Annotated in this window: 24 protein-coding genes; 14 read left to right on the plus strand and 10 right to left on the minus strand. The window is 71.1% G+C overall.

The window, feature by feature from the left end; translation table 11 throughout:
- Positions 1 to 7: 7 nt before the first annotated feature.
- The 3 genes from CLT68_RS10695 to CLT68_RS10705 all read left to right on the plus strand — a co-directional run bounded on the left by CLT68_RS10695 (position 8) and on the right by CLT68_RS10705 (position 3,324).
- Positions 8 to 865 (plus strand): hypothetical protein, encoded by an 858-nt coding sequence (locus tag CLT68_RS10695; protein WP_099850523.1) that lies wholly within the window; start codon positions 8 to 10, stop codon positions 863 to 865.
- A 514-nt stretch (positions 866 to 1,379) separates the two neighbouring features.
- A complete protein-coding gene (locus CLT68_RS10700; protein ID WP_099850525.1) occupies positions 1,380 to 2,522 on the plus strand; it encodes a geranylgeranyl reductase family protein in 1,143 nt (380 codons plus the stop codon).
- Between the two features lie 31 nt (positions 2,523 to 2,553).
- Positions 2,554 to 3,324, plus strand: coding sequence for an isoprenyl transferase (locus tag CLT68_RS10705; protein ID WP_088946206.1), 771 nt, complete (start codon positions 2,554 to 2,556; stop codon positions 3,322 to 3,324).
- 35 nt (positions 3,325 to 3,359) lie between these two features.
- On the opposite strand, the gene otsB is transcribed toward CLT68_RS10705, so the two are convergent.
- From otsB to CLT68_RS10720, 3 genes are all read right to left on the minus strand, one after another.
- Positions 3,360 to 4,184 carry a trehalose-phosphatase gene (otsB, locus tag CLT68_RS10710; protein WP_099850527.1) on the minus strand — a complete coding sequence of 275 codons (825 nt, stop codon included), beginning with the start codon at positions 4,182 to 4,184 and terminating at the stop codon, positions 3,360 to 3,362.
- 67 nt (positions 4,185 to 4,251) lie between these two features.
- A complete protein-coding gene (locus CLT68_RS10715) occupies positions 4,252 to 4,605 on the minus strand; it encodes a hypothetical protein (protein WP_099850529.1) in 354 nt (117 codons plus the stop codon).
- Positions 4,606 to 4,767: 162 nt separating this feature from the next.
- A complete protein-coding gene (locus CLT68_RS10720; protein WP_088946209.1) occupies positions 4,768 to 5,211 on the minus strand; it encodes an XRE family transcriptional regulator in 444 nt (147 codons plus the stop codon).
- 264 nt (positions 5,212 to 5,475) lie between these two features.
- On the opposite strand from CLT68_RS10720, the gene CLT68_RS10725 reads away from it, so the two are divergent.
- From CLT68_RS10725 to CLT68_RS10750, 6 genes are all read left to right on the plus strand, one after another.
- Complete coding sequence (locus CLT68_RS10725; protein ID WP_088951461.1) at positions 5,476 to 5,820, plus strand: hypothetical protein; 345 nt, start codon at positions 5,476 to 5,478, stop codon at positions 5,818 to 5,820.
- 31 nt (positions 5,821 to 5,851) lie between these two features.
- Positions 5,852 to 6,187: a hypothetical protein gene (locus CLT68_RS10730; RefSeq protein WP_099850530.1), complete on the plus strand. Its 336-nt coding sequence runs from the start codon at positions 5,852 to 5,854 to the stop codon at positions 6,185 to 6,187.
- Positions 6,188 to 6,599: 412 nt separating this feature from the next.
- Complete coding sequence (gene phoH2, locus CLT68_RS10735) at positions 6,600 to 8,015, plus strand: RNA 5'-3' helicase PhoH2 (RefSeq protein ID WP_099850532.1); 1,416 nt, start codon at positions 6,600 to 6,602, stop codon at positions 8,013 to 8,015.
- Positions 8,016 to 8,289: 274 nt separating this feature from the next.
- Positions 8,290 to 8,970: an aggregation-promoting factor C-terminal-like domain-containing protein gene (locus CLT68_RS10740; RefSeq protein WP_099850534.1), complete on the plus strand. Its 681-nt coding sequence runs from the start codon at positions 8,290 to 8,292 to the stop codon at positions 8,968 to 8,970.
- Between the two features lie 114 nt (positions 8,971 to 9,084).
- On the plus strand, positions 9,085 to 9,738 hold the full coding sequence (locus CLT68_RS10745; protein ID WP_099850536.1) for a rhomboid family intramembrane serine protease: 654 nt from the start codon (positions 9,085 to 9,087) through the stop codon (positions 9,736 to 9,738).
- A 105-nt stretch (positions 9,739 to 9,843) separates the two neighbouring features.
- Positions 9,844 to 10,812, plus strand: coding sequence for an NAD(P)/FAD-dependent oxidoreductase (locus CLT68_RS10750; RefSeq protein WP_099850538.1), 969 nt, complete (start codon positions 9,844 to 9,846; stop codon positions 10,810 to 10,812).
- Positions 10,813 to 10,874: 62 nt separating this feature from the next.
- Here the strand turns inward: CLT68_RS10750 and CLT68_RS10755 are convergent, their stop codons facing one another.
- Positions 10,875 to 11,840: a DMT family transporter gene (locus CLT68_RS10755; RefSeq protein WP_374223726.1), complete on the minus strand. Its 966-nt coding sequence runs from the start codon at positions 11,838 to 11,840 to the stop codon at positions 10,875 to 10,877.
- A gap of 2 nt (positions 11,841 to 11,842) precedes the next feature.
- Entirely contained in the window at positions 11,843 to 12,874 is a 1,032-nt protein-coding gene (glpX, locus tag CLT68_RS10760; RefSeq protein ID WP_088946216.1) for a class II fructose-bisphosphatase, read from the minus strand.
- A gap of 159 nt (positions 12,875 to 13,033) precedes the next feature.
- Between glpX and CLT68_RS10765 the strand changes: the two genes are divergently transcribed.
- The gene (locus CLT68_RS10765) at positions 13,034 to 13,681 is read left to right on the plus strand and encodes a DUF4245 domain-containing protein (protein WP_099850541.1); all 648 of its coding nucleotides are present in this window, start codon (positions 13,034 to 13,036) and stop codon (positions 13,679 to 13,681) included.
- A gap of 209 nt (positions 13,682 to 13,890) precedes the next feature.
- The gene (locus CLT68_RS10770; protein ID WP_099850542.1) at positions 13,891 to 14,742 is read left to right on the plus strand and encodes a hypothetical protein; all 852 of its coding nucleotides are present in this window, start codon (positions 13,891 to 13,893) and stop codon (positions 14,740 to 14,742) included.
- A 40-nt stretch (positions 14,743 to 14,782) separates the two neighbouring features.
- On the opposite strand, the gene CLT68_RS10775 is transcribed toward CLT68_RS10770, so the two are convergent.
- Both CLT68_RS10775 and xseA read right to left on the minus strand, forming a co-directional pair.
- Positions 14,783 to 15,004 carry an exodeoxyribonuclease VII small subunit gene (locus CLT68_RS10775; RefSeq protein WP_030328827.1) on the minus strand — a complete coding sequence of 74 codons (222 nt, stop codon included), beginning with the start codon at positions 15,002 to 15,004 and terminating at the stop codon, positions 14,783 to 14,785.
- Positions 15,005 to 15,049: 45 nt separating this feature from the next.
- A complete protein-coding gene (gene xseA / locus CLT68_RS10780; protein ID WP_099850544.1) occupies positions 15,050 to 16,264 on the minus strand; it encodes an exodeoxyribonuclease VII large subunit in 1,215 nt (404 codons plus the stop codon).
- A 142-nt stretch (positions 16,265 to 16,406) separates the two neighbouring features.
- On the opposite strand from xseA, the gene CLT68_RS10785 reads away from it, so the two are divergent.
- Together CLT68_RS10785 and CLT68_RS10790 are read left to right on the plus strand one after the other, a co-directional pair.
- Positions 16,407 to 17,393 (plus strand): 4-hydroxy-3-methylbut-2-enyl diphosphate reductase, encoded by a 987-nt coding sequence (locus CLT68_RS10785; protein WP_088946220.1) that lies wholly within the window; start codon positions 16,407 to 16,409, stop codon positions 17,391 to 17,393.
- Positions 17,394 to 17,433: 40 nt separating this feature from the next.
- Positions 17,434 to 17,877: a hypothetical protein gene (locus CLT68_RS10790; RefSeq protein WP_099850546.1), complete on the plus strand. Its 444-nt coding sequence runs from the start codon at positions 17,434 to 17,436 to the stop codon at positions 17,875 to 17,877.
- A 67-nt stretch (positions 17,878 to 17,944) separates the two neighbouring features.
- Here CLT68_RS10790 and CLT68_RS10795 read toward each other — a convergent pair whose 3' ends face one another.
- The gene (locus CLT68_RS10795) at positions 17,945 to 21,241 is read right to left on the minus strand and encodes a S8 family serine peptidase (protein ID WP_099850549.1); all 3,297 of its coding nucleotides are present in this window, start codon (positions 21,239 to 21,241) and stop codon (positions 17,945 to 17,947) included.
- A gap of 149 nt (positions 21,242 to 21,390) precedes the next feature.
- Positions 21,391 to 22,551 (minus strand): DNA recombination protein RmuC, encoded by a 1,161-nt coding sequence (locus CLT68_RS10800; RefSeq protein ID WP_099850551.1) that lies wholly within the window; start codon positions 22,549 to 22,551, stop codon positions 21,391 to 21,393.
- Between the two features lie 54 nt (positions 22,552 to 22,605).
- On the opposite strand from CLT68_RS10800, the gene CLT68_RS10805 reads away from it, so the two are divergent.
- The gene (locus CLT68_RS10805) at positions 22,606 to 23,406 is read left to right on the plus strand and encodes a hypothetical protein (protein WP_099850553.1); all 801 of its coding nucleotides are present in this window, start codon (positions 22,606 to 22,608) and stop codon (positions 23,404 to 23,406) included.
- Positions 23,407 to 23,544: 138 nt separating this feature from the next.
- Here CLT68_RS10805 and ppc read toward each other — a convergent pair whose 3' ends face one another.
- Positions 23,545 to 26,331, minus strand: coding sequence for a phosphoenolpyruvate carboxylase (ppc, locus tag CLT68_RS10810; RefSeq protein WP_099850555.1), 2,787 nt, complete (start codon positions 26,329 to 26,331; stop codon positions 23,545 to 23,547).
- Positions 26,332 to 26,420: the final 89 nt, after the last annotated feature.

Consider the following 26,420-nt stretch of genomic DNA (forward strand, 5'->3'; position numbering starts at 1 on the left):
GGATCCCATGAGGACGGCCGCCGAGACCCAGGTCCGGCGGCCGTCCGCCGTCCGGGTGCTCACCATCCTGCTCGCGACGACGGCGGCGGCCACCGTCGTGGTCGAGCTGCTCAACTGGTGGTACGCCCCGGAGCAGGGTTTCGGGCTGGCCGTACGGACCGGCTGGGCCATGCTGCGCTCGTTCGGTTTCCTGTTGTTGATCGGGCACGTCCGGAAGGGCCGGACGGTGGCCCGCCCGTTCGGGCTGATCCTCGCGGTCACCACGATCTTCGCCGTCGGCCGGCTCATCGTGCCTCGGCAGGGGGTGCCGCCGCTGCCCGGCCTGCTCGGCTTCGCGATCCTCACAGCGCTCTGTGCCGCAGTGGTCTGGCTGCTCTACCGCTCGTCGGCGTTGGCCGGGCACCTGGTCCGGCACCGTCCACGCCTCGTCATCGACCGGGCCGGCATCTCATGGCGGGAGACCCCTCCCCGCCGACCGCAGGCCAGCGCCTGGCTGCTGACCAGCCGGGTGGCGGCGTTCACCTACAGCCCGCTGATGCTGGTGCCGGCCCTGGTGGCCGGGGGTTCCATCCTGGACGGGCGGCTGACCGCGGTGCCGGCCGTGCTGCTCTGGTTCGGCGCCGGCATCGCCGCCAGCTACGCGGTGCTGTTCTGCACCGCGTTCCTGATGCGGGGCAAGGACTGGGCGCGTGGGCTGCTGGTCGTCGTCACTGTGGCCGTACTCGCGGTGGACCTGCCGCTGTGCTGGTGGCTGCTGGGCGTGGACGGCCTGGTCCGCGACGGCGGCCCACTGCTCGCCGCGGCAGGGCTGGCCCTCTACGGTTTGCGCCGGGCTTCCCGCGCGAACGATGCCGCGCCGGCCTGACGGCGGCGCCATCCCGGGCCCGGCTGGCCGCCATCCCTCAGCTCTGACCAGGTAGTGACAGCCGCTGGAGAGCTGCCCCAGATATGGGGCGACCCGCGCTGAAGCCGCTCCGGCTCCCGCTCCGGCTCCCGCTCCCGCTCCGGCTCCGGCTCCCGCTCCGCTCCGGCTCCGCTCCCGCGTCCGTGTCCCCGCCGCCCAGGCTCTGCCCGATGCCCCATATTCGGGGCAGGTCTACAGGCTGTTGGACAGGTAGGCCCGCCTCCCCGGCGCTGATGCCTCCCGACATGAGCGGCCCTACTTTGGCCACGCCTGGACTGCTCGCGCCTGCCGCTGGCGGCGTTCGCGTTCCTCACGGCAGGAAGTCAGCGCCGTGCGGGTGCGGCCCGCACGAGCGGACAGAGGGCAGGATGTCGGGTGGCGCCGGTCACAACGGTCGGCGTGGGCGGCGCGGGTGGATCGTCGGGGCGGTGCGGGGACGGGCACGGCCGCACCGCGTTGGTCGGAGGGAGGCGCGGTGAGCGACGAGTTCGACGTGGTGGTGGTGGGAGCGGGGCCGGCCGGGGCGGCCGCCGCGCTGACGGCGCGACGGGCGGGTGCCAGTGTGCTGCTGCTGGACCGGGCCGACTTTCCCCGGGACAAGGCGTGTGGCGACGGGATCGCCGCGCATTCGGTGGACGTGCTCGCCGAGCTGGGGGTGACCGAGGCGGTGGAGGGCTACGCGCCGCTGCCCGCGCTGCGGATGATCGCGCCGGGCGGCGGCGCCGTGGTCCGGGCGCTGCCCCGACCCGCGTACACAGTGCCTCGGAAGGTCTTCGACGCGCGTCTGGTGGCGGCCGCCGTGGCAGCCGGCGCCCAGCTGTGCCGGCACACCGTGCGCCAGGTCGAAGCGCGCGCCGACCGGGTGGTGCTCGACGGCGAGTTGTCCGGCCGGGTGGTGGTGGGTGCGGACGGCGCCGGGTCGGTGGTCCGTCGGGCGCTCGGCCACCCGCAGAATCCCGACCGGCACCTGGCGCTGGCCATCCGGGGGTACGCTCCGGCGCTGCCCGGCCCGTCCGAACAGCTCATCGTCACCTCGAAAGCCCGCTGGCCGGCGTACGCCTGGTCGTTTCCGATCGGTGACGGGCGGGCCAACGTCGGGTACGGGGAGGTGCTGCGCGGTGAGCCGTTGAGCCGGGCGTACCTGCTGGACCGGCTGGCCGCGCTGCTGCCCGGCACCGACCTGGCGACGGTGACCGCGTTGCGCGCCCATCACCTGCCGCTCTCCACCCACCGGCCGTCACCGGGTCAGGGGCGCACGCTGCTGGCCGGGGACGCGATGTCGCTGATCAATCCGTTCACCGGGGAGGGCATCTTCTACGCGCTGCTCTCCGGTGCGCTGGCCGGGGAGGCAGCGGCCCAGGCGCCGGCGACGGCTGCCCAGCGCTACGCCCACGGGTTGCGCCGCCGCCTCGGCACCCACCTGCGACACAGCTCGGTCGCGGCGTGGTTGGCCCGGCGGCGTCGGGTGGTGGATGCGGCGGTCCGGGCTGCCCGCCGGGACGACCGGGTGTTCTACGACGTGGTCGAGCTGGGGCTGGGTGACGGACGCCTCACGGCTCGCACGCTGGCAATGATCGGGATCAGTCTGCCCGGCGGGGATGGGGCTCCGAGGCGGTGATCTGGTCGAAGGGTCGCTACGCTGCTAGGTGATGACGCTGCGGAACCTTATCTACTCCGTCTACGAGCGCCGGCTCACGGCGAAGCTCGCGGGTAAGCCGGTGCCCCGACACGTCGGGGTGATGTGCGACGGCAACCGCCGTTGGGCGAAGGAAATGGGCTTCGTCGACCCGAACGACGGGCACCGGGTCGGCGCGGCGAAGATCAAGCATGTGCTCGGCTGGTGTGACCAGGCTGGCGTCGGGCACGTCACCCTCTATCTCCTGGCCACCGACAACCTGCGCCGTCCCGCGAGTGAGCTGGACCCACTCCTCAAGATCATTGAGGACCTGGCGGTGGAGCTGGCGGAGGAGGGCAACCCCTGGCGGCTGCGCATCGTCGGGGCTCTCGATCTGCTGCCGGCGCAGACCGCGGCGGCGCTCAAGGGCGCCGAGGAGCGCACCCGTGAGCGCACCGGCGGTGCGGAGGTCAACATCGCGGTGGGGTACGGCGGTCGCCGGGAAATCACCGACGCGGTCCGCTCGCTGCTGCTGGAGCACGCGGCCACCGGCGGCACGCTGGAGGAACTGGCCGAGGTGCTGGACGTCGAGCACATCGCCGAGCACCTCTACACCCGTGGCCAGCCCGACCCCGACCTGGTCATCCGCACGAGCGGCGAGCAGCGGCTGTCCGGCTTCATGCTCTGGCAGTCCGCGCACTCGGAGTTCTACTTCTGCGAGCTCAACTGGCCGGATTTCCGGCACATCGACTTCCTGCGGGCCCTGCGCTCGTACGCCACCAGACAACGCCGCTACGGCGTCTGAACGGGCGGCGACAGAGCTGTCGCCGCCCCGACCGGTCAGGGCAGGTGGGTCAGTGCCCGGGTGAGGAAGTCACCCAGCGCAGCCGGGGACTCGATCGTCAGGTCGGCGGCGTTCGCCACCTCCTGACCGGTCTCCGGGTTGGCCACAGCCACGCAGACACCGACGAAGTCCGGGTCGGCGGCGGCGCGGGTGCGCAGCGCCGCGAAGGCCTTGATGTCCGAGACGTCGTCGCCGAAGTACCAGGCGCCGGTCGCATCCTTGATCGCCTCGCCGATCACCATGCCCTTGTCCCGGTCGACCGGGGGCTTGAGCTCCAGCACCATCCGCCCGGCCTGCACCCGCAGCCCCAGCCGGTCGGCCTGCGCCTGCCCCCACTGCTGCACCGTGGAGCCGAGCTGCGGGGCGGTACGCCAGTGCAACGCCACGGAGAGCCGCTTGTACTCGACCAGCGTGCCGGGCGGCAGCTCCGCCCGGGCCTGGTCGGCCAGCTCCTGCATGGTCGGCACCCAGGGCAGCGCGGCCGGCTCGGTGACGGTTTCCCCGCCGCAGTGACTGTGCTCCAGCCCGTAGAGGCCGTAAAGGTCCACGCCGGTGAGCCCCCCGAGCTGGTCCCGGAGGAACTCGACGGGCCGGGCGGACACGATCGCGACCCGCTGCACGATCGGGGCCAACGCCTCGATCGCGGCCAGCACCTTGGGCGCCGGGCGCACCGCGGTCGGATCGTCGTCGACGGGCGCGAGCGTGCCGTCAAAGTCGAAGAAGAGCACGGTCCCGGCCGCCCGGCTGGCGGTGGTCCGCCAGGCCTGGTCGGCGTTCAACGGGGTTCTCGGCTGCTGATTGCCCAGATTCAACGGCGGCACGCGCGTCAGCGTACCCCGGCGATGGGGGCTCATTCCTGGCCGAGCGGACCCGTTCGGCGGTACGAGATCAGCGTTCGGCGGCTCCTCGTCCGCGCCGGCCGAACGGCACCACCGCCGCTTCCTGACCATGGCTCAACAGGTAGCCCTCCACGAACCCGGTATTGCGATCACCGGTGTGGTTCTCGATCTCGTTGAGCCGTGCCACCAGAAACTCGGTGAGGGCGCTGATCCGGTTGTCGAGGCGCTCGTGCAGCTCGGCGACGACGGCCAGGACGACCGCGGTGCCGGCGGTGACGAGCGCAAAGAGATTGACGAGCAGCGGAAGCTGCCCACCTTCGACCGCGAGGGTCACCACGTTGCCGGTCGCCCACAGTGTCAACGACACCGTTGCGACCACGACTGCCAACCACTTCAGGGTCATGGACAGACCCCTCCTTCTGTCCCGCAGGGCTAGGTTCGGCCTTGTCCCGTCCCCCCGCCGATGACGAGCCCAAGCAGTACGAATAGGGACGCTAGCGTGCCCGTTCCTGCCCCGGAGGTAAACGAATGAACCCGACCAGGCGTTCTTTCGCTATCTGAGGAACTACCCTGCTTGATTGCCCCTTTTTCGGACATCGACCGGCAGCGTTGGGCGGTATGCGAGATATCTGATCGTTTCCCGGATGTGGAACTTCTCCGCGTCCGACACGTTCGGGTCGACCAGACGGCGCAGTAGCGCCTCGACATCGGGGTCCATCGGAGGGGCGGGTTGACCGGTGCGGGGGCCGGCCGTGGTGCGGTCCCAACCGAGCGCGGCGAAGGCGGCGGCCGGATTCAGCCCGAGGCCCTCGCAGAAGGCGACCACCCGTTCGGCTTCCGGGTCGCTGGCCCAGTCGCCCCGGACCCAGCGGTTGATGGTCTGCCGGGAGACGCCGGTGCGCCGGGACACCTCGGTGCCACTCCAGGCCCGGGTCGCCCGTGCCTCGTCCAGGGCGCGTCGGACGAAGGTGGCGAAGGCGATCTTCCGCGCATTGGCCGTCTCGGTCACCCCGTGACGGTACGGCCAGCCGGCGACGGGCGCGCGCGCCGCCTCGCTGCTGTCACGCAGACGTGACGGGATCTTCGGGTTTCCGGTAAACGATTCAGCTTCACTGTTGAGGGGTGCCACGCGGGCAGAATAGATGCCCGTAGTGGCGAAGGTAAGCGGACGAAAAGCTGATACTGTCACGCCCATGGGACAATCTACGGTGTGTCTCGTGCATGAGACGATTGGTGCTCACATGCGTCACGCCTCCGGTGCCAAGGGGGTGTGGTGACCGAGCTCGCCACCCGCGCCCAGGCCTTCGGGCTGATCGCTGAGGGAGTGGCCGCGGGGCTGACCGCCCCCTGGCGCCTCTACCTGGCCCGAGGCTGCCGCTACCTGTCGCTGAGCGTCGGCGATCGCATCGAGTGGAACGCCTGGCGTACCCATCTCGGCTGCCCTGAGCTGAGCGTCCGCGTCTACGACGCCGGCGGTGAGATCCGCAGGTCCTCGGTGGCCGAGGTCGTGCTGGACGGCTGCCGGATCAGCGTCGAGCTGGTCGAGGAGGTCAGCACCGACGACCTGGACCGGCTGCTCGTCGCGGATCCCACCACCATCGAGCCGGAGGAGCGATGACCTGCCGTCCTGGCCGGGCCGGAGCTGCCCGATGAGCCCTCTTCTCGCGGTCTTCCTCGTCCTGGTGCTCGGTGCCACCAGCTATGCGGCCGGCCGGCTGCACGGGCAGCTCAGCTACCGCATCGGCTACCGCTTCGGTTACCGGCAGGGCTACTTCGACGGTGATCGGGGCGCCTGGAACAGGCGTCGCCGTGACGCTCAGGCGGCGATCGCCTCGGCCCTGTCGGTCGCCCCGGCGAGCGTGACCCGTTCGGCCAGCACCGTCGCCCGCCCGGGCACCACGTACACCGGCTCGTCGTTCACCGCGCCGGCCGCCCCGATCACCGGGCGGCACCCGACCGGCACGCTCGTCCGACGTACCGGTTGAGGTCGGTCGGCGGGCGTACACCCGCCGACCGACGCCACGAACGCGGTGCGTCGTCCGCGGCGGACACGCACCGTCGGGCCCCGTCAGACCGGTGACGGTGGCCCCACCGGCCGGGATGCGCGCAGGGGGCATGCATCCCGGCCGGTTCCGCCGCGTCCACCGCCGGCATCCGCGCTGCTGAGAGGCCAGGCCAACCGGTGTGCGCACACCCGACTTGGGAGATCCACGTCCGACCTCTAGCCGGAAGGGTCCGGCGGGGCTAGCGTCTAGGCATGGCACGGGGTTCTCCCGAGCCAGCCGGTCCGCCCGGATCTGCGACCTCGCGCATGGGGTTCCGCATCCGACCCCGTGTCCCCGGGCACCGGAGGAGGCGGAACACGGGTGGCGGGTGCCCATCCGTCGGAGCAGGCCTGTGACGACTCGCCGTACCACCGCCGGTGCCGACCAGACCCCGGCCGCGACTGCCACGACCCGCCGCGCCACCAGGAGCCGCCGTACGGCGGCCGCCGCGCCGGCCGACCCGAAGGAGCCGCGACCAGCCGGCCAGGCCTTTGTCCTGGACACGTCCGTGCTGCTCTCCGATCCGGCGGCGTTCCACCGGTTCGCGGAGCACGAGGTGGTGCTGCCCCTGGTGGTCATCACCGAACTGGAGGGCAAGCGGCACCATCCGGAGCTGGGCTGGTTCGCCCGGCAGTCGCTGCGGATGCTCGACGAGCTGCGGGTTCAACATGGTCGACTGGACCGGCCGGTGCCGGCCAACGACGTCGGCGGCACCCTGCGGGTGGAGCTCAACCACACCGACGACGGGGTGTTGCCGCCCGGTTTCCGCACCGAGAGCAACGATGCCCGGATCCTCTCCGTCGCGCTCAACCTCGCTGGCGAGGGCCGGGAGGTGACCCTGGTCAGCAAGGACATGCCGCTGCGGGTCAAGGCGGCCTCGGTGGGCCTGCGCGCCGACGAGTACCGCCACGGTCAGGCCAGCGACCCGACCTGGACCGGCATGTCCGAGATGGATCTGACCGATGAGCAGATCGGTTCGCTGTACGCCGGCGAGACGCTCGACCTCGACGAGGCGGCCGGGCTGCCCTGCCACACCGGCCTGGTGCTGCACTCGGGGCGTGGTTCGGCGCTCGGTCGGGTGCTGCCGGACAAGTCGGTCCGGTTGGTCCGGGGCGACCGCGAGGCCTTCGGGTTGCACGGCCGCTCGGCCGAGCAGCGCATCGCCCTCGACCTGCTGCTCGACGAGTCGATCGGCATCGTGTCGATGGGCGGCCGGGCGGGCACCGGCAAGTCGGCGTTGGCGCTCTGCGCCGGGCTGGAGGCGGTGATGGAGCGCCGCCGGCACAAGAAGGTGATCGTGTTCCGCCCGCTGTACGCCGTCGGCGGCCAGGAGTTGGGCTACCTGCCGGGCTCCGAGTCGGAGAAGATGTCGCCGTGGGCCCAGGCGGTCTTCGACACGCTCGGCGCGGTGGTCCACGAGAACGTGCTGGAGGAGGTCACCTCGCGGGGCATCCTCGAGGTGCTGCCGCTGACCCACATCCGCGGGCGCAGCCTGCACGATGCCTACGTGATCGTGGACGAGGCCCAGTCGCTGGAGCGCGGGGTGCTGTTGACCGTGCTGTCCCGGATCGGGCAGGGCTCCCGGGTGGTGCTCACCCATGACGTGGCCCAGCGGGACAATCTGCGGGTCGGCCGGCACGACGGGGTGACGGCCGTCATCGAAGCGCTCAAGGGTCATCCGCTCTTCGCGCACGTCACGCTCAGCCGTTCGGAGCGGTCGCCGATCGCCGCGATGGTGACGGATCTTCTGGAGGACATCCCGATCTGATGTCGTTATGTAGGTGTTTGTCCGCATTCTAGGTGTGGCACAGATCACAAACGGGTCGGTTGGTTTCCCATCAGCCTCACTGTGCGCAATCGTGTCCCACGAGCGTCCACGCACCATGAGCATCGTTGATGATCGTTTGTCCTGGGACGGGCGGCATCGGCGGCGGTCGGTGCGTCGGCGCGACCGGCAAGCGGTCGGGGCGCTCGTGGCACGGCTGATGGCCCACCTGTGGCCGGCCGCGCCGCGTCCTTGCCCCCGACGAAGGGACCACTTCGTGAGTCGGCTGTGGAGCCGGTTGGGTGCCCGAACGGCCGCCGTGGCGCTGCTCTCCGTGGGCGTAGCCGGCGGCTTCTATCTGGGCGAAGATCGGGAAACCCAGCAACAGGGCCTGACCGAGCAGGTCAGCGTCGAGGTCGACCGGGCCGATTTCGCGTACCAGCGCGAGCGGCAGTCGGCCCACCAGGTGAAGTTCGCCCAGCAGCGGGCCGCCGAATACCAGGCCAAGCTGCGTGCGGCGCAGGCCGCCAAGGAAGCCGCCGAGCGGGCCCGCAAGGCCGAGGCCGCCGCGGCGTCCCGTAAGCGCGAGCGCGAGGCCGCCGCCAACGCGCCCGCCAAGCCGTACACCGGGCCTATCCCCGCGTCCTGCGAGGAGTACAGCGGCAACCGCAAGACCGGCTGCGCCATGACGATCGACGCCGGCTTCGGCATCTCCGAGTTCCCCTGCCTGGAGAAGCTCTGGACCAAGGAGAGCGGCTGGAACCACAAGGCCCGCAACTCCTCGACCGGCGCGTACGGCATCCCTCAGGCATACCCGGGCAACAAGATGAGCTCCGTCGCGTCCGACTGGCAGACCAACCCGGCCACCCAGATCAAGTGGGGGCTGGGCTACATCAAGGGCAGGTACAAGACACCCTGCGGTGCCTGGACCTACTTCCAGAACAACAACACCTACTGACGGTCCAACGGCGGGGCAGGTGGGCGACCACCTGCCCCGCCGTCGCGCGTACGCCGGGCCGCTCGGACGGGACGTGAGTGGCGGTAGGCCGATTTTGCTGATAGCAGTTGTACGGTGACTCTGCACCCGTCAAGCGGCGACCCCTTCCGGTTCGGCACCGAGGCGTTCTACGCCGCGCTCGGCCGAGCCTTCGTCGCCATGTGTGCGGTGGTCCCGTTCCTCTTCCTCATCGAGGCCGTCGACCAGGGTCTCGCGTTCGGCCTGGACGCCACCGCCGGCATCATCCCGCAACGCATCGACGGGCTGGACGGGGTCTTCTTCTCCCCGTTCCTGCACCACGGCTTCGACCACCTCTACAGCAACAGCATCCCGCTGATCCTGCTGGGCACGTTCGTCCTGGCCGCCGGAGCCCGCCGGTTCCTCTGGTCGACCCTGGTCATCATCCTGGTCAGCGGGCTCGGCGTCTGGTTCACCGGCTCACCCAACTCGGTGGTGGTCGGCGCCAGCGGCGTCATCTTCGGCTACCTGGGCATCCTGCTCACGCGGGGCATCGTCGAGCGCAGCTGGTGGAACTTCGCCGTCTTCCTCCTGGTCGGCCTGCTCTACGGCTGGCAACTGGTCGGCATCCTCCCCACCGACGAGCGGATCTCCTGGCAGGGTCACCTGTTCGGGCTGCTCGGCGGGGTGGTCGCGGCGATCCTGTTCCGCCGGCGGCGCCCGGCCGTGGACGGGCCGGACTACTCGGGTGACACACTCCGCCTGCCCTGACCGATTCCCCGGCGCGCCTCTGGGACGTGCTTGCCGGACCGTCATCGCCCGCCTACGGTCGAGATCAGCAAGCGTTGATCCGTGAGCGGAAAGCGACGGTACGCCATGCGTGAGGTCGATGTCGCCGTGATCGGGGCCGGCCCGGCCGGTCTCTTCGCCGCGTACTACGCGGGGTTCCGGGGGTTGTCGGTGGCGGTGATCGACGCGCTGCCGGAACCGGGCGGCCAGGTCACCGCGATGTACCCGGAAAAGTTGATCCTCGACGTGGCCGGCTTTCCCGCCGTCAAGGGTCGCGACCTGGTGGCCAATCTGGTCGCCCAGGCAGCCCCGTTCAATCCGCAGTACCTGCTCGGCACGCGCGCCGAGAAACTCTCGTACGCCGATGGGCGTCCGGTGCTCGGCCTGGCCGGCGGCGAGCAGCTCGGCTGCGGCGCGGTCGTGGTCACCGGCGGGCTCGGCAGCTTCAGTCCTCGGCCGCTGCCGTGCGCCGACGGCACCCCCGGCTCGGGGATCGTCTACTTCGTCACCGAGCCCGCCGAGTTGGCCGGCCGGGACGTGCTGATCGTCGGTGGCGGCGACTCCGCCTTCGACTGGGCGCTGGCGCTACAGCCGTTGGCCCGTTCGGTGACCCTGGTGCACCGACGGGAGAAGTTCCGAGCGCATGCCTCGACGGTGGCCCGGGTGCTGTCTCTGCCGGTGCGGGTGGTGGTCAACGCCGAGGTCAGCCGACTGATCGGGGACGGCACGGTGACCGGCGCCGAGGTGACCGTACGCGGTGGTGCGGCCGAGACGCTGCCGGTGGACGTCGTGGTGGCAGCCCTCGGCTTCACCGCCGATCTGGGGCCCCTCGCCGAATGGGGGCTACAGCTCGACCGCCGGCACATCCTGGTGGACAGCGCGATGGCGACGAACCTGCCGAGGGTCTTCGCGGCAGGTGACATCACCGAATACCCGGGCAAGGTCCGGCTGATCGCGACCGGCTTCGGCGAGGCCGCGACAGCGGTCAACAACGCGGCCGTGGCCATCGACCCGGGCGCGCACCTCTTCCCGGGGCACTCCTCCGACGCCGGCTGACCCTTGGTATCGAGGACAGACCGGCTCGTGTCCGGATCGAGACGGCGCCTGGCGCTTCGCGGTCAGCGCCTGGCGGGCGGTGCCAGCGCCGCGATCAGCACGGCCACCATGGTCAGCGCGGCCCCGAGCAGGGTGTTCAGGCCGGGGTGCGAGGCGGCTGTGGGCGAGACCAGGTCCAGCAGGACCGCCCCCACGATCTGGCCCGCGATGGTGGCCAGACCGAGCAGCAGGACCCCGGTGAAGCGCACGATGGCCGCCGCGATGGCGATGAACACGATGCCGATCGGCCCGCCCAGGTAGAGCCACGGCTCGGTGGGGAGGTGACCGGTCGGCCAGCCGCGCACCGCGAGGTCGATCGCGAACGCCACGAGCAGGGTGACCGTGCCGACGAAGAAGTTGACCAGCGTGGCGGTCAACGCGCTGTCGGCCGCCGCCCGGACCCGGCCGTTGACCGCCTGCTGCCAGGCGGTGCCCACCCCGGCGATCAGGGGCAGCAGGGCCAGCGCCAACATGCCCGGGTCCTTGAGTCGGTCACCGACCGCGAGGCCGACCGCCAGCACGGTGAGCACCGCACCGGCGAGCCGTTGTCGGGTGACCGGCTGCCGGCCAGTCGGTCCGATTCCCGCCCGGTCCACGGCGAGGCTGCTGCCGCTCTGGCCGGCCACCACCGCCACGGTGAAGACGGCCACGCCCAGCGAGCCGATGGTCAGGCCCTGGGAGGCCACCAGGAACGCCCCGCACATGCCGCCGAGGCACTGCCACGGCCGCAGCGCGCCCCTCGCGAGCGCGCCCCGCAACGCGACCAGGCCACGCCGTCCACCGGGGGTGAGCGGCACCAGCACCAGGAGCACCACCAGGCCGCCGCCGAAGGAGACCACAGCGGCCGCGAAGCCGTCGGCCAGGCGTTCCCCCAGCTCGCCGTTGATGCGGGACTGCACCGCCACCGCGACCCCGGAGATCGAAGCCAGCGCGACACCGGTGATCCGGCGGGCGGCGGACAGGACCGGTGGGGTCGCTGTGTCGGTGATGGTCACTCCTGTTCGGCCAGCGGACGACCGTCGAAGTCGATCGCGGAGTAGAGCGCCAACTTCTCCAACCGGTGGTACGAGTCGATCACCCGGATGGTGCCGCTCTTCGAGCGCATCACGATCGACTGCGTGTACGCGCCGCCGGCCCGGTAGCGCACCCCGCGCAGCAGATCCCCGGAGGTGACCCCGGTCGCCACGAAGAAGCAGTTGTCGCCAGTTACCAGATCATCGGTGCTCAGCACCCGGTCCAGGTCGTGTCCGGCGGCGATCGCCTTCTCCCGCTCCTGCTCGTCGCGCGGCCAGAGCTTGGCCTGCATCGCACCGCCCATGCACTTCAACGCGCAGGCGGAGATGATGCCCTCCGGGGTGCCGCCGATGCCCATCAGCACGTCGACATCCGACTCGCCCCGGGCAGCCGCGATGGAGCCCGCGATGTCACCGTCGGAGATGAACCGGATGCCCGCCCCGGTCCGGCGGATCTGCGCGACCAGGTCGTCGTGGCGGCTCCGGTCCAGCACGCAGACGGTCACCTCGGAGACGTCGGTGCCCTTGACCTTGGCGATCCGGCGCAGGTTCTCCGCCACACCGGCGTTGATGTCGATCACGTCGGCGTACACCGGCCCGACGGCGAGCTTCTCCATGTAGAACACGGCGCTGGGGTCGAACATCGCGCCGCGCTCGGAGACGGCCAGCACCGCCACGGCGTTCGGCATGCCCTTGCTCATCAGGGTGGTGCCGTCGACCGGGTCGACGGCGACGTCCACCTCCGGGCCGGTGCCGTCGCCGACGTGTTCGCCGTTGAAGAGCATCGGGGCGTTGTCCTTCTCGCCCTCGCCGATCACCACCACGCCGCGCATCTGGATCGAGTTGATCAGCTTGCGCATCGCGTCGACAGCGGCTCCGTCGCCGCCTTCCTTGTCACCCCGGCCCACCCAACGGCCGGCGGCCATCGCCGCGGCCTCGGTGACCCGGACCAGGTCGAGGGCAAGGTTTCGGTCGAGATCCTGTGGGATCCGCGTCCTGGTGTTCGTCATGACGGCTACTCCTCCTCGCGACGGTGCGGGGACGACCGACGTCGGGGAGGCCCCCACTGCCGGCTTTGTCGCTGATCCTCACACGATGGCCGACCCGGGGTCGGCGCGGGGCGGTGATGGCCCGGATACCGCCGGTCGGGCGGCTGCGAAGATGGTGGGGTGGAACCCGCACAGCCAGCCGACCGCGTCCCCGCCGACCGCACGCCGCCCGACGGTCAGCCGCCGGTCGACGTCCCCAGCGGCCCCGGTGGTGAACCCGCCGCGACCGATCCGACGCCACCGCCTCCGCTGAAGTCCGGCAAGTCCGAACGCTCGCCGAAGGACATGGCGATCTCGCTGCTGGTGCTGCTCGTCCCGATCGCCCTCCTGCTGGCGTTCTACCGGGGATTTCTCGGCGGCGACGAGCCCACCACCGTCGATCCGGCACCCGCGATCGAGCAGGCCCGGTCGGCAAACGTGTTTCCGGTGAGCCAACCGGAGGGCCTCGGCTCTGACTGGTCGACGGTCAGCGCCCGCTACCAGACCGTCGAGGGCGGCGCGAACCTGCGGCTCGGCTACCTCACGCCGGAGGGGCGGGGCGTCCAACTCCTGCAGAGCAACGTGCCGGCGGAGCGGTTGCTCCCCGCGGAGCTGACCAGTCAGGGTCAGCCCCAGGGCCCCACCGAGCTGGGCGGGCGCACCTGGCAGCTCTACACGGCCCGGGGAAACCAGCAGGCGCTGGTGCTGCTGGAACCGACCCGTACGGTGATCGTGATCGGCGATGCCCGGGACAACGAATTGCGCGAACTGGCCGGCTCGCTGCGCTGAGCGGGCTCGGTCGATCGACGGCTCTGGTGGTGGCCCGGAAAGGGCAACCGGACAGAAGGGTGATTGTCCGACCCGTCAACAGGGAACAGAGAGGGAGTGATCCGGGCGCGCTGCTCGGCCCGGGTCGCGCGGCGCAGCCGACGGTGCTGCTGCGTCGCCCGGTTTCCGGCGCCGTCCAGGTCGTCGGGTGACCCTCTTGGGAGACACGCATGACTGTTCGACGACTCGGCGCCGGCCTGGTAGCCGCCGCTCTGTTCACGCCCGCCCTCGCTGCCTGCGGCGACGGGACGACCGGCACCGCCGGATCGACCGCGTCCCCGACGGCGAGCTCCTCCGTCGCGCCGAGCGCGGCCAGCGGTACGCCCGTGCCGGGCGATGCCAAGCAGGCACTGCTCGACTCCACCAAGGAGATCAGCAACGGCAACTTCCGGTTCGCCCTCACCGCCGTCGGCTCGACGGTGGAGGGGCAGGTGCACCAGCCGAGCCAGAGCGCGGCCATGAAGATCGCCATCGGTGGGCCCTCGTCCGACCTGGCGATGAAGCTCGACGTGATCCACTACAAGCCGGACAGCTGGGTCAAGCTGGAGCTGACCGGCCCCACCGCCAACAGCCTGCCGGCCATCAAGCAGCTCAACCTCGGTAAGTACCAGCACCTGGACCAGGCCCGGATCAAGGGCAACCGCAACCTCGGCTTCGACTTCGACAAGGTCGACCCGGCCGGCAGCGCGGTGCTGACCCAGGGCATCACCGAGGTACGCAGCACCGGCACCGGCGCGTACGCCGGCACCATCGACGTCACCAAGGCCGCCGAGGCGGGCTCGCTGAACGCCGCCACGATCGCCGCGCTGGGCACCCAGGCGAAGACGGTCCCGTTCACCGCGAAGGTGGACCCGCAGGGCCGCCTCAGCGAGCTGGTGTTGCAGTTGCCGGCCGCCGGGCAGACCGCCGCCCAGGAGATCAAGATGACGTACTCCGACTACGGCACCGCCACCGCCGCGCAGAAGCCGCCGGCGGACCAGGTCGTCGAGGCGCCGGCCGAGCTGTACAGCCTGTTCAACTGACGTACGTGGGTGGGGGCGGCTCCGGCCGCCCCACCCGCGGTCAGGAAGCGGGCTCCTGCCGGGCAGCGTCGATCCGTGCCCGCGCCCCATCCAGCCACCGTTGGCAGATCACCGCCAGCGCCTCGCCGCGCTCCCAGAGCGCCAGCGACTCCTCCAGGGACGTGCCGCCGGCTTCCAGCCGCTCGACCACCGAGGCCAACTCGGCGCGGGCCTGCTCGTAACTGAGCCGCTCGTCCGGCCCGGCCTTCGTGTCGTCAGTCATCGCGTCCATCTCCACATACCGCTCTCCAGGTCACTGTGTCGCCACTCAGCCGTCCACCGTGGCGGCCAGCTCGCCGTCGGCCAGCCGTACCCGCAGCGGGTCGCCCTTGCCCACCTCGGTCGCCGCCCGCACCACGTGCCCGTCGGCGCGCTGCACGATGGCGTACCCCCGGTCGAGGGTGGCGGCGGGGGAGAGGGCGCGCAGCCGGGCGAGGGTGTGCCGCAGCTCGTCGTCGGCGGCGGCTAGCCGGTGGTCCAGGCAGCGTCCGGCCCGTTGCCGCATCGCGGTCAGTTCGGTGGCGCGCTGGTCGACCATCACCTGGGGCCGGGCCAGCACCGGCCGGGAGCGCAGCAGGTCGAGGCGGTGGGTCTCCCGGTCGACGAGGTTGCGGACCGCCCGTTGCAGCCGGGAGCGGGCCTGGCCGATGAGGCGTACCTCCTCGGTGAGGTCGGGGACGATCCGCTTGGCCGCGTCGGTTGGGGTGGAGGCCCGCAGGTCGGCGACGTAGTCGATCAGTGGCGCGTCGGTCTCGTGGCCGATGGCGCTGACCACCGGGGTGCGGCAGGCGAAGACGGCCCGGCAGAGTGCCTCGTCGGAGAACGGGAGCAGGTCCTCGATGCCGCCACCGCCCCGGGCGATGACGATCACGTCGATGCTCTCGTCGGCGTCGAGCACCTTGAGCGCCGCGACGATGTCGGGCACCGCGGCGGGTCCCTGCACGGCCACGTTGACGGTGCGGAACTCCACTGCCGGCCAGCGCCGCCGTGCGTTGGTCAGCACGTCCCGCTCGGCCGCCGACGCGCGACCGGTGATCAGCCCGATCCGGCCGGGCAGAAACGGCAGCCGACGTTTGCGGGACCGGTCGAACAGCCCCTCGGCGGCGAGCAGCTTCTTGAGCTTTTCCAGCCGGGCCAGCAGCTCACCGAGCCCCACCTGGCGGATCTCGTCGGCGCGCAGGCTCAGCGTGCCCCGGGCGGCGTAGAACTCCGGCTTGGCGTGCAGCACCACGCGGGCGCCCTCGCGTAGCTCCGGCGCGCCGGCGTCCAGTACGTCCCGGTTGGTGGTGACGGTCAGGCTCAGGTCGGCCGACGGGTCACGCAGGGTGAGGAAGACGGTGCTGGCCCCGGGGCGGCGGCTGATCTGCGCCACCTGCCCGTCCACCCACACCCAGCCCAGCTTGGCGATCCATGCCCCCACCTTCTGGCTGACCACCCGCACGGGCCAAGGCTCCTCCGCGCTGCTCCGCGCCCCCTCGGTCACCCGCCCACCCTACGGACCCCCGTGGTGATCAAGAAGTTTGCGTCAGCATCGGGCGCGTTTCTGACGCAAACCTCTTGATCACCGGGTCAGTCCGGGGTCGTGGGCCGGTGGCCGTGGGGGAGTCGGCACGTACGATGGACGGGTGACTGAGGCTGAGGCGACTCCCCGGACCGGCAAGCGCGTGCTCCTGGCGAAGCCGCGCGGCTACTGCGCTGGCGTCGACCGTGCGGTGCAGACCGTCGAGGAGGCGCTGAAGCTCTACGGCGCCCCGATCTACGTGCGCAAGCAGATCGTGCACAACAAGCACGTCGTGCAGACTCTGGAGGCCCAGGGTGCGATCTTCGTGGAGGAGAACGAGGAGGTGCCGGAGGGGTCCACCGTCATCTTCTCCGCGCACGGCGTGGCTCCCGAGGTCTACGAGCAGGCGAAGCAGCGCTCGCTGAAGGCGATCGACGCGACCTGTCCGCTGGTCACCAAGGTGCACCACGAGGCGAAGCGGTTCGCCGCCGAGGACTACGACATCCTGCTCATCGGGCACGAGGGGCACGAAGAGGTCATCGGCACCGCCGGTGAGGCCCCCGCGCACATCCAGCTGGTGGACGGCCCGGACGGCGCCGACAAGGTCACCGTCCGCGATCCGGAGAAGGTGGTCTGGCTGTCTCAGACCACGCTGTCGGTCGACGAGACGCTGGAGACGGTCGCCCGGCTCAAGCAGCGACTGCCGCTGCTCCAGTCGCCGCCCAGCGACGACATCTGCTACGCCACCTCCAACCGGCAGCACGTCGTCAAGGAGATCGCCCCCGAGTGCGACGTGGTGATCGTCGTCGGCTCGACGAACTCCTCGAACTCGGTCCGCCTGGTCGAGGTCGCCGTGGACGCGGGCGCCCGTGCCGGTCACCTGGTCGACTTCGCCCACGAGATCGACGACGCCTGGCTGGAGGGGGCCACCACGGTCGGTCTGACCTCCGGCGCGAGCGTGCCGGACGACCTGGTCCAGGACGTGCTGACCCACCTCGCCGCACGGGGCTTCGCCGACGTCGAGGAGATCACCACCGCCAACGAGCGGCTGATCTTCTCGCTGCCGCAGGAGCTGAAGCGGGACATGAAGGCCGCGGCGGCCCGCGGCTGAACACGGGAACGAACTCGGACCGGCGTACGTCAGATCAGCCATGAGGACATTTCGGCTCGCCGTTCCAGTGCTGGCCGTCTGCGTGGCGCTGAGTGCCTGCGGCAGTCAGGACACCGGAGGCGGCACACCCAGCCCGACCCCGACGGGAGCGCAGCCGGTGACCAGCCAACCCACGCCCGACCCGACCGCCCTGCCGCCGACAGTCGACCCCACCCCGCCCTCGGGCCCGAAGACTCCGAAGCCACCGAAGCCCGGCGGCCCCAGCACGCCCCCGGGTGTGGGTGCCACCACCCTGACCGGCACCGTGCAGGGCGGCGTGGAGCCCAACTGCGTGCTGCTCGACGGCTACCTGCTCGTCGGCGGTCCGCGTGACGTGCTGACGCCCGGTGCGCAAGTCGAGGTCACCGGTCGGGCCGAGCCCGGCATGATGACCACCTGCCAGCAGGGCACCCCGTTCGTCGTGACGGCCGCCCGCCCCACCTGACACCTCCGAACGCGAAGGAGCCCGTCCCCGAACTCGGGGACGGGCTCCTCCGGTGTTTACGGACGGATCAGTTCACGGCACCGATGGAGACGGTGCCGCGGCCGACGACCGCACCCTCGTTCGTGACGATCGCCAGCTCACCGGAGAGCTGACGTCCGTCGGCCGGAACCGCCACCGCCGTCACCGTGCCGGTGATGGTGGTCGACTCGCCGTGCAGGAGCGGCACCGCGACGGCCGGCGCGGTGATCGTGCCCAGCGAGGCGGACGCGAACGCGTCGTAGTAGTCGTAGGCGGTGCTGGTGCCCGGCCCGTCGACCCCGTACGGCTCCACCACGACGCGGTAGGTGCCGGCCGGCGGGTTGGTCAGCGTCACCGCCTCCTCCGAGTCGCCGTCGGCGGCCCGGCCTACCTCGGTGTCACCCCGGTAGACGAACAGGTCCAGGTCGGAGCCCGCGTTGGCGGGGTTGCCGATCCGGGCGGTGAACGTCGACGTCCCGGCCGGGATCTCGACGGTCCACTCCTGGTTGGGGCCACCCTCGGTGATGGTCGGACGCTCGGTGCGCACACCGGTCAGCGCGCCGCTGCGGCCGCTGACCGAGACCGGGCCGAAGGCGTTGGTGACGTCCCAGCTCACCGGGGTCGGCTCGCCGGCCTCGACACTGGGCAGCTCGACCAGCGCCGGCTCGACCGTCAGGCCCTGCACCCGCGCCTGGAGCTTGAACGGGTTGTTCATCGCCGGGGAGGTCCGCCGCGACTCCACCTCGATCTCCCAGACCCCGGGAAGCGGGTTCTGGTAGTCCCGCTCCTGGGGCTTGCAGACGTTGGCGTCGGAGAAGTTGGTGTAGCAGACGGTGCTGGTGGTTGCCTCCGTCGGCACACCCAGCGGGTTGATGGCGATGAACCGGGTCTGCGACCCGGTGGCGATCCCGGAGAGGTTCACCTGGAGCGCCTTGGCACCCTCCGGCACCGTCACGAAGTACGACGTGAAGCCGTTCCGGTCGACCGATCCCTCGTTGGCGTACGAGAACGTCGGCTTCTTCACGTCGTTCGAGACCACGACCACAGTGGAGACCTCGAAGTCGACCACGTTCGTGGCCGGGTCGTCGATCCTCATGATCGCGCCGTGCGCGCCCTCAGCGGTCGGCTTGGCGGTGACGGAGACGGTGACGGCCTTGTTGAGCGGCAGTGCAACCGTCTTCGGCGCCTTGAACGTGCCGTCGTTGCCCTGGAGCGTGATGTTGTGCTTGATGGTGCCGGCCGGGCCGCTGGTGCGAGTGATCTTGACCGGGTAGGTCTTGCTCTGCCCGACCTTGTGGCCACCCTGGGCCGAGCCGCAGCGGTTGTAGACGCCGGTGCCCCGACCCGGGTTCGGCACGAACTTCACGCCGTCCCAGATGGTCAGTTGGCCGGACAGCGGGGTGCAGACCGCCGCGTCGGAGACGTACGACCGGGTCTCGACGCCCTGGCGCAGCAGTTTCCACGCACCCGGCACGTTGACCATGCCGTAGCCCTGCGCGTACGTCGGCACGTCGGCGATTGGCTTTGCCGAGCTGAACATCGCCCGCCGCAGCGCCGCCGGGCTGACGCCCCGGTCGGTGGCCTTGGCTGCCGACAGCAGCAACGCGCCGGCACCGGCCGTCTGCGGGGAGGCCATCGAGGTGCCGTTCAGCATCGCGTAGCCCGGGGGCAACGCGTAGCCGGCCTCGGGGACCGGGGCACCCAGCTGCCAGGTCGGTGCGGTGGAGATGGCCGAGCCGGGGGCGGCGATGTTCGGCTTGAAACCGCCGTCCTCGCGCGGGCCACGGGAGGAGAAGTTGAACAGCGCGTTCTTCTTCCGCACAACCGAGCCGTAGTTGGCCAGCCAGGTGTCCTTGCTGATGCTGGCGGCGGCGCTGATCACGTTGCTGGCGACGGACGGGTCGCCGACGGTGTTGAGGCCCGGGCCGGAGTTGCCGGCCGAGATCACGAGCTGCACACCGTACGTGTCGATCAGTTCGTTGTAGAGGCTCGCCCGGGCGTTGTTGCCGTCGTTCAGGCCCGGGAGCCCGCCGATCGACATGTTGACGATGTCGACCCCGCGGTTGGCCACCAGGTCGATCATGCCGGTGGTGAGAGCCGCCGCGGTGCAGCCGCCGCCCCAGGAGCAGGCGCGGGCGGAAACCAGCTTGGCGCCGGGGGCCGCGCCGTCGAAGACGTTGTTGCCCAGCATGTCGTTGGCGGCGGTGATGCCGGCGACGTGGGTGCCGTGGGTGCTCTCGACGATGCCGATGTTGACGTAGTCGTAGGTGCCCGGAAGCCCGATCGGCTCAGTGTTCACGTTCTTGCGGAACTCGACGACGAACGGCTGCCGCTCGGCGACCGCTGTCGCCGGGTTGTCGGTGCCGAAGTAACCGACGTCGTACTTCTCCTTGTACGGCCGCATCATCGCGTCGTCGGTGAAGTTGCGGTTCTGGTTGGCGTCCACCCAGATGTTGTTGGTGGCCGGGTCGTAGAGCACACCCCAGACGTCGGTCGTGTCGCCGTCGCGGTTGACGTCACCCCGTGCGTCGCTGGCGGCGGTGACGGACTCGCTGAACTGGTTGAACCGGTACGTGCCGGCCGGTGCCGTCCAGGTGCCGCCCGCGATGGTGAACGACGGGCCGGTGACCTCGGCCTGCATCCGACGCCAGGTCGCGTCCTCCAGCGGGTCGGTCGCGGTGACCCAGTCGACGATCTTGCGCTCGCCGGTGGTGGTCTGCTGGAGCGCCGGGTGCGCGAGGTCCACACCGGAGTCCATGATGCCGATCGTGACGCCCCGGCCGTCCCACTCCGGGTGGGCGTCAGTGAACGCGACCGCACCCGTCTCGTTGGTCGGCATGTACGGGTTCGACGCCCGGGTGGCCTCGCCCGGTGCCGCGACCGTGGCCTGCCGCGCGCTGGCGGTGCCGGTGGTGGTCTGCTCGGGGGTCGGGTCCGGCAGTTTGATGACCTCGTCCAGGTCGACGGCCGAGACGCCGGGGAGCCGTGCCGCCGCGAGGGCCTTGTCGGTCGGGACCTTGGCCAGGACGAAGCCCACCTTGTCCTGCCGCTGGCTGACGGTGCCGCCGAGCTTGGTGAGGGCGTCGGCGACATCGCTCGCCTCACCCTTTTCGGTGGAGACGATCAGGGTGACGGTCGGGGCCTTCTTGGCCCTGGCCTCACCGAGCAGTTTGGCGTCGTGAGCGCCCAGCGTCTCGGCGGCGGTGGCCGGGGAAGCGTCCGGTGTGGTGACAGGAGCGGCGGCCGCTGTGGCGGCACCACCCACGACGGTCAGGGCGCTCGTCGCCAGGACCGACGCGAAGAGCGCGGCCGAGGTGCGCCGGCTCAGATTTCGGGGTTTGCTCACGTTCTCTTTCCTCCAGAGAACAGGGCCCTCAGGGACCAGGGCACGTGGGTGAGCAAAATCTTTCGGGGTGTCGGTGAGCACTGTCACTACCGGCCAGTCCCTTGTGACCACTTCGTGACATGCGTGCACACGCGCTGTCACATGACTGACTAGCGGGCCGAGACCTCGCCGGCCTGGTCGGCCAGCTCAGGCGCCTGCGGCTGCCGGGGCGCCAACTCGACCTGCGCGGGCGTCGCCAACTCCTCGTCCGACACCCCCAGCTCGGCGAGCTTTCGGGCGCTGACCAGCACCCGCGCCTCCAATGAGCCGACCGCACGGTTGTACGCGGTCACGGCGCCGGCCAGCGACGACCCGAGCTTGCCCACGTGGTCGCCCAGGGTGGAGAGCCGCCCGTACAGCTCGCGGGCGAGGGTGTGCACCGCGAGGGCGTTGCGGGCCAGCGCCTCCTGCCGCCACGAGTAGGCCACAGTGCGGAGCAGGGCGACCAGCGTGGCCGGCGTGGCCAGCACCACGTTGCGGGTGAAGGCGTGCTCCAGCAGCGACGGGTCACGCTGGAGCGCGACGTCGAGGAACGGGTCGGCGGGGACGAACAGCACCACGAACTCGGGCGAGTTGTCGAACGCCGACCAGTACGACTTGGCGGCCAGCGCGTCGACATGCCCGCGCAGGTGCCGGGCGTGCGCGTCGAGGTGGGCATCCCGGCCGCGTTCGTCGCGGGACTCCATGGCCGTCAGGTACGCGTCGAACGGCGCCTTGGCGTCCACCACCACGGACCGGCCGCCGTGCAGCCGGACCACCAGGTCGGGGCGGACAACCTGCCCGTCGTTGTCAGCGGTGACCTGCTCGGAGAAGTCGCAGTGCTCCAGCATCCCGGCCGCCTCGACGATTCGGCGCAACTGGTGCTCGCCCCAGCGACCCCGCACCTGTGGTGCCCGCAGCGCCGCCACCAACTGTTTGGTCTCGGTGCGCAGCTCACCGGAGACGGCGCTCATCGAGCGCACCTGTTCGCGCAGCTCGGCGTACGCGTCGACCCGGTCGTGCTCCAGCTCGGCCACCCGCTGCTCGTAGCGGCGCAGGGAGTCGTGCAGCGGGGCGACCGCGCGGGCCACCGCCTCCTGGGACTGCGCGGTCGCCTCGTAGCTCAGGGCCCGCATGGACTGCTCCAGCCGGCCCTCACCCTCTCGGGTGGCGGCCAGGGTGGCATCGAGGCGGGCGATGTCGGCCGCCGAGCGGGACCGGGCCGCGAGCCAGCCCACCGCCCCGCCGGCGCCGAGGCACACGATCACCACAAGCAGCGTCGAGACGTCCATCACCGGAGCTTGCCAGACGGATATGACGTGACACCCGGGGGTACGTTCGATGACATGGAACTTGTGCTCTGCCTCGCTGTCGTGCTGGTCGGCGCACTTGGCGCCGCAGCGCTCATCCGCGCCCAGGCCGGCGCCCGCAGGCGTACCGAGCTCGGCGACGCCCGCGCGGAGGCGCAACGGTGGTACGAGCGTCTCGGCGGCCAGTTGATGAACCTGCAGGGCGAAGAGCCGGCGGTCCGCCAGGCGCTGGCCGACGCCGGTGAGCGCTACAACGCGGCCGGCTCGCAGCTGGAGCAGGCGCGTACGCCACACCAGTTCACGCTGGCTCGGGAGACCGCCCTGGAAGGGCTCGCGTACATCCGGGCGGCGCGTACCGCGTTGGGCATCGACCCGGGCCCCGAGGTGCCGGCGCTGGCCGCCGCCCGTGGTGTGGGCCAGCTCACGAAGGAGCGCGAGGTCGACGTGCAGGGGCAGACGTTCCGGGCCGGCCCCCAGCCCGGCCGGGAAACGCCCTACTACTACCCGGGTGGGCGTTATCAGGGTCGGCCGGTGCCGGCGGGGTGGTATTCGACGCCCTGGTGGAAGACGGCGCTGGGTGCCGGCGCCGGTGTGCTCGGCGGCATCCTGATCGCCGACGCGCTGTTCTCGCCCGCCTTCGCCGATCCCGGCTACGGCTACGACGCTGGCTACCAGGAGGGCTTCGGTGACGGTGTCGACCAGGGCGGGGACGGTGTCGACCAGGGCGGCGGCGGCGACCAGGGCGGCGGCGACCAGGGCGGCGGCGACTACGCGGGCGGCGATTTCGGTGGCGGCGACTTTGGTGGCGGCGGCGATTTCGGCGGCGGCGACTTCTGACCTGCCCCTAATCCCCACCCCCAACCCGGTCGATCATGGAGTTGTGGTGCCTGCTTCGCCCTTTCTGGCGGCTTTTGCGGGGCACCACAACTGCATGATCGACGCGGCTGGGTTGGTGGCCTGATTTCCTTCGGTCGATCAGCCGGTGTTGCGCATTCCGGCGGCGATGCCGTTCACCGTCGTGAGCAGCGCCCGCTCCAGGGCGGTGCCGTCGCTCGGCGCACGTCGGCCACCCGGAGCGGTGGCCACTGCCCGCCCGGCAGCCCCGGACTCCCGGTACTGCCGCAGCAGGGCCACCTGGAGGTGGTGCAGCGGCTCCAGGTAGGTGTCGCGGACGGCCAGGGTGCGCTGGAGCACCGGCGAGTTTTCCAGCAGGGCCGGTGAGGCGGTGACCGCCAACAGCTCCCGCTTGGTCAGCTCGTACTCCTGCTCGATCTGCTCGAAGATCGGGTGCAGCTTCTTCGGCACCAGCGTCTCGACATAGCGACGGGCGATGCTCAGGTCGGTCTTGGTCACCATCATCTCGACGTTCGACAGGAACGTGCGGAAGAAGTGCCAGTTACGGTGCATCTCGGCCAGCACGTCAGCCAGTCCGGCCTCACGCGCGGCGGCCAGGCCGGAGCCGACGCCGAACCAACCCGGCACGATCTGCCGGGTCTGCGTCCAGCCGAACACCCACGGGATGGCCCGCAGACCGGACAGGCCCGCGCCGGTGTTCGGGCGCTTCGCCGGCCGGGAGCCGATGTTGAGTGCGCCGAGCAGCTCGGTGGGGGTGGACGCCCAGAAGTACGCCGGCAGGTCCGGGTCCTCGACGAGCGACCGGTAGGAGCGGAACGCGGACTCGGAGACGACGTCCATGGTCGCGTCCCAGCGTTCCAACATCTCGGCCGGTTGCCGGGGCGCGGTGTGCAGCAGGGTCGCCTGGAGCACCGCCGCGAGGGTGAGCTCCAGGTTTTCCCGGGCCAGTGACGGCAGGGTGTACTTGTCGGAGATCACCTCACCCTGCTCGGTCACCTTGATCGCGCCGTCCATCGTCCCGTACGGCTGGGCCAGGATCGCCTCGTGCGTCGGCCCGCCGCCGCGACCGACCGTGCCGCCCCGGCCGTGGAACAGCCGCAGGTGCACTCCGTGCCGGGCCGCCACGTCACGCAGCGCGCGCTGCGCCCGGTGGATCGACCACTGGCTGGTGGTGATCCCGGCTTCCTTGTTGGAGTCGGAATAGCCGAGCATGACCTCCTGCACGTCGCCTCGGGCGCTCACCAACGCCCGGTACGCGGGCAGCGACAGCAGCTCGTCGAGGAGCTCACCGCCGGCGTTCAGCTCGGCCGGGGTCTCAAGCAGCGGCACGAACCCGACCCGGGCCCGCCCACTGTGCACGTCCACCAGGCCGGCCTCGCGGGCCAGCACCACGGCGGCCAGCACGTCGTCGACACCCAGGGTCATCGAGATGATGTACGACTCGATCACCTCGGCGCCGAACCGGTCCTGTGCCTCCCGGATCGTGCTGAACACGTCGAACGTCTTACGGGCCGGCTCGGACAGCGCCGTGTCCAGGGTGGACAGCGGCCGGCGGCCGGTCAGCTCGTCGGCGAGAAGCTTGGTGCGCTCCAGGCGGGTCAGCGCCGGGTAGTCGGAGACCTCGCCGACGGCCTCGTAGAGCTGGGCGAGCACCGCGTGGTGCGCCTCGGCGTGCTCCCGGACGTCCATCGTGGCCAGGTGCAGGCCGAACGCGGACACCGTACGGATGGTGGAGGCCAGCCGGCCGACGGCGGTGAGCTGCCCGGAGTTGCGGGCCAGCGACGCGCGCAGCAGATCCAGGTCGGCGATCAGCTCGGCGGAGCCCCGGTAGTCCCGACCCGGCACGTGCGCGGTGCCCTGGCGCAGCCTCTGCCGGGTGTTGGCGAGCTTCGCCTTCACGCAGCGCGCCTTGAGCCGGTACGGCTCCTCCGCGTTGACCCGCCGGAACCGCGTCGCCACCTCGGGCAGTGCGTCCAGGTCGGCGGCGAGGCTGGCGGAGAGGTCCAGGGAAACCCCGCGCAGCCGGCGGGAGACCGAGACCTCGCTGATCAGATGATCCATGGCCTTCTCGGTGGCCGCGATGCCGTGCTCGTGCTGGATGGTCAGCACCTCACGGGTGACCGCCGGGGTGACGAACGGGTTGCCGTCGCGGTCACCGCCGATCCAGGTGCCGAAGCTCAGCGGCCGGGCCGTCGGCGAGGTCTCCACACCGAGGGTGCGCAGCGTGTCGGCCAGGTCGTCGAGCACCTGCGGGGCGGCCTCGGCGTACAGGTCGCGCAGGTAGTAGATGGCGTTGCGGGCCTCGTCGGTCGGGTCCGGCCGGTCGAGCCGCAGCTCGTCGGTCTGCCACATCAGGTCCAGCAGCTCGGCCAGGCGGCGGTTGGCGGGGCCCTCGTCGCTGGCGCCGTAGAGGATCGCGTTGGCGGTCTCGGTGTCCAACTCGTCGGCGATCGCCCGCAGCTTGGACAGGATCGAGCGGCGGGCCGCCTCGGTTGGGTGCGCGGTGAAGACCGGTCGGACCGCCAGCCGGCGGGCCGCGTTGGCGATCTCCTCGGCGGGCACCCCGCGCTCGGCGATCATCTTGGCCGCCTGGTCCAGCCACCCGCCCTGCACCGCTCGGCGGCGGCGCAGATCCCGTGCACGGTGCACCTGCTCAGTGATGTTGGCCAGGTGGAAGTAGGTGGAGAAGGCGCGCGCCAGCTTGGTGCCGGTGGTCACGTCGAGCCCGCCGAGGCGCTGGGCGGCCGCCGGTGCGTCGGTGCGGACCTGGGCGCGGATCTCCTCGACGAGGTCGAGCAGTGGGCGACCCTCCTGTCGGGCCAGGGTCTGCCCGAGCAGGGTGCCGAGCCGGCGGATGTCGGCACGCAGCGCGGCATCCGGGCCGTCGTGGTCATGCTGATCGGTCACGGTGCGCTCCCTTACGTGGGTACGAAGGACAGCGCTGTCCGACTCACTGGATGGTATCCGCGTGCACCGGATGTCTGGAGGACCCCCGG

It is taken from the genome of Micromonospora sp. CNZ299 (assembly GCF_002754415.1).